The organism is Neoroseomonas rubea (assembly GCF_016106015.1).
In the GTDB taxonomy this organism is placed as follows: domain Bacteria; phylum Pseudomonadota; class Alphaproteobacteria; order Acetobacterales; family Acetobacteraceae; genus Neoroseomonas; species Neoroseomonas rubea.
This window is the reverse complement of sequence record NZ_JACADQ010000446.1, coordinates 1-2,697: the sequence shown is the minus strand read 5'-3', so window position 1 is coordinate 2,697 and position 2,697 is coordinate 1. Positions and strand designations below refer to the sequence as shown.

The following is a 2,697-nucleotide window of genomic DNA, read 5'->3' as shown; positions in this document are numbered from 1 at the left end:
TTTGTAGAAAGAGAATGTGACATGTGACATTGAAGTGGAACTAGAGTTAAGAGGTGTGCTCTTCGGATCTCCGGCAGGCGCGACAGATCGACGCCCGCGGGATGCACCGCCATGAGTTCCGAGGTGTCGCCGATGCCAGCGTGCTCGCCGATGCTGCCCGGCCGCTCCCCTTGCGCGACAAGCCATGCGTCCTGCGCCGCGATGGCGCGGTAATAGGCGCCGACCGCGACGACGCGCACGCCCTCCGTCCGCCATTCCGCGGTGAGCCGCGCGGCGAGGGCCGCCTGCGGCGCCTGGCTAGCGCCGTTGTCGGCAAGCAGGCAGATGGTGCGGAATCCCGCCGCGCGCAGGCTGCGGGCGATGCCTTCCAGCATGCCGGCGAAGGCCGCGTCATCCACGCCGATCGTGCCGGGGAAGCGGCGGTTGCCCTCGGGCGGGTCGAGCCCGCCCTGCGGCGCGTAGGGCAGCACCGGCAGCACCAGGGCGTCGCCGAGTTCGGCGGCGATGCGCCGCGCCGCGTGGCGCACGATGTGGTCGTGCTTGCCGAGGATCATGTGCGGACCGTTCTGCTCGACGCCGCCGCTGGGCACGATGGCGGTGCGGCGGCCGGCGGCGATGGCGTCGCGCAGCTCGATCCAGGTCATGTCCGAGATGTCGAGGCTGTCCGGCAGCGCCACGGCCGGCGCCTGGGGGCGCAGCAGCAGCACCGCGACGAGGCCGAGCCCCGCCAGGGCGAGGCCCGCCAGGCCGAGCATGCGCCTCATCGCGCGCGCGCCCGCGACAGGAGCGCAGACAGGGCCTGCCGCTTCATGGTATGCGCTGCGCTCCGTCGCATTCCCTGACCTCCGTCGCGAAAATGACCTGGCCCGCCTATGATCCGCTGACCGCTGCCTGGCAATGGCTCGTTTCGCTCGCCGGGACGCTGACCGAGCCGGGGTCCCCCTTCTGGTGGCCGACCATCCTGCTCGCGGTGCTCGCCGCGGTCGGCATGGGGCTCGCGGCGGGGCGATCGGTGGCCGAGATCCGCCGCCAGGCGCTGCCCTGCGACGGGCGCCGCGCGCTGCGCCATCTCGGCATCGACCTCGCCTGCTTCGCCGCGAACGCGGCGCTGCCCTTCATCGCCGGGCCGCTGCTGTTCCTGATGAGCGCGACGGGCGCGGCCATCGCCTTCCTGCTGCTGCTGCCGGTCTTCGGCCAGCCCGCGCAGGGCGCGCTGATCGAGACGCCGGTCGCGATGGTGCTCTGCGCCCTGCTGCCCTTCATGGCGAGCGACTTCGCGCTCTATTGGTCGCACCGCTTGTTCCACCGCTTCCCGCTGCTGTGGCGCGCGCACCGGCTGCACCATGCGCCGGAGGTGCTGACGCCGCTCACCGCCTTCCGCTTCTGGCCGCAGGAGCAGATCGTGCACATGGGCGGCGCATCGCTGCTGAACGGCTTCGCGGTGGGCGCCATCGCCACCGCCTATGGCGCGCAGGTCACGCCGCTGACGCTGCTCGGCGTGAACGTCTTCACTCTCGCCTGGAACCTCGCCCTGTCGCATCTGCGGCACAGCCACATCGCCCTGCCCTTTCCGCGCTGGCTGTCCTACGTGCTGGTCAGCCCGCACATGCACCAGGCCCATCATTCGGCCGATGCGGCGCAACACGATAAGAACTTCGCCACCGTCTTCGCGCTGTGGGACTGGATGTTCGGCACGCTCTACCTGCCCGCGAAGAATGAACGCTTCCGCTTCGGCGTGGACGAAGCGACCGCGGCGTCCGCGCCCGCCGCGGCGGCCGTGCCGCGCTGACGGACCGCGCGGGACGGCCGGCGGCCGAGGTTCGCCGAGGCATTCTTCGTCCTGGACGGGACGCGCACGCCGCGGGGGCGGACAGGACACGCCGTGCCGACGCGTACGGTGTTCCCGGGCGGCCTCCCGGCGCTACTGCAGCGCAACCCCCCGGCGGGGGCGGGATTCGGCCACTTCCTCAGGCCCGGTGACGCGCGGGAAGGCGCCGCGCGCCAGCGCCTCCAGGCTCGGCGAGGGCAGGCCGAGGCGCGAGGCGTAGATCCAGGAATAGGCGAGCACGCGCTGCACGTGGCGCCGCGTCTCCTCCACGGGGATCGCCTCGATGAACAGGAAGGGGTCGTCGCGGTGCCGCGCCGCCGGCAGCCAGCGCGCGAGGTTCCCCGGCCCCGCATTGTAGGCCGCGAGCAGCCGGATCAGGTCGCCGCCGACCGTGTCGTGCCGCGCGAGGTAGAGCAGGTAGCGCTGCCCGATCTCGAGCGACAGCGCCGGGTCGTGCAGCCGCGACGCCCCTTCGCCGCGGAAGGTGGGATCGTTCGCCACATAGGCGGCAGTGGCCGGCATCACCTGCAGCAGCCCGCGCGCCCCGGCGCGGGAGACCGCCTCCGGGTCGAAATTCGATTCCTGCCGCACCAGCGCGTAGAGCAGCGCGGGATCGACGCGGAAGCCCTCGGGCGGGTCGAGCCGCGGCAGCGGGAAGCGCACGAAGTCCCGCGGCCGCCCATCCGCCCCCTGCGCGAGGCCGGCGAGCTGCGCGCCGAGATGCGTCATGCCCGCGCGCGAGGCGACCGCGATCATGCCCTGGAGCAGCGCCGCATTGCCCCGTGCGGCGGGCCACAGCGCGCGCAGCTCGGCCTCCGCCCGCGCGCCCTGCCCGAGCTGCAGCAGCGCGAGCGCGCGCCAGCCGCCGG

General features: G+C 72.9%; 3 protein-coding genes. 1 reads left to right on the top strand and 2 read right to left on the bottom strand.

All coding sequences use genetic code 11. The annotated features are described in order from the left end of the window. Positions 1-764, bottom strand: a 764-nt coding sequence (locus HW577_RS23410) for a creatininase family protein (RefSeq protein ID WP_198378515.1), incomplete at its 3' end; no start/stop codon positions are given. A gap of 92 nt (positions 765-856) precedes the next feature. Between HW577_RS23410 and HW577_RS23405 the strand changes: the two genes are divergently transcribed. Next, positions 857-1,789, top strand: a complete 933-nt coding sequence (locus tag HW577_RS23405; protein ID WP_198378514.1) for a sterol desaturase family protein — start codon at positions 857-859, stop codon at positions 1,787-1,789. A gap of 132 nt (positions 1,790-1,921) precedes the next feature. Here HW577_RS23405 and HW577_RS23400 read toward each other — a convergent pair. Next, positions 1,922-2,697: lytic transglycosylase domain-containing protein (locus tag HW577_RS23400; RefSeq protein WP_198378513.1), on the bottom strand; the 776-nt coding region annotated here is incomplete at its 5' end.

What these genes read in the sequence shown, in the direction of transcription:
- HW577_RS23405 (WP_198378514.1), top strand. Translation starts at nt 857, where the DNA reads ATGACCTGGCCCGCCTATGATCCGCTGACCGCTGCCTGGCAATGGCTC.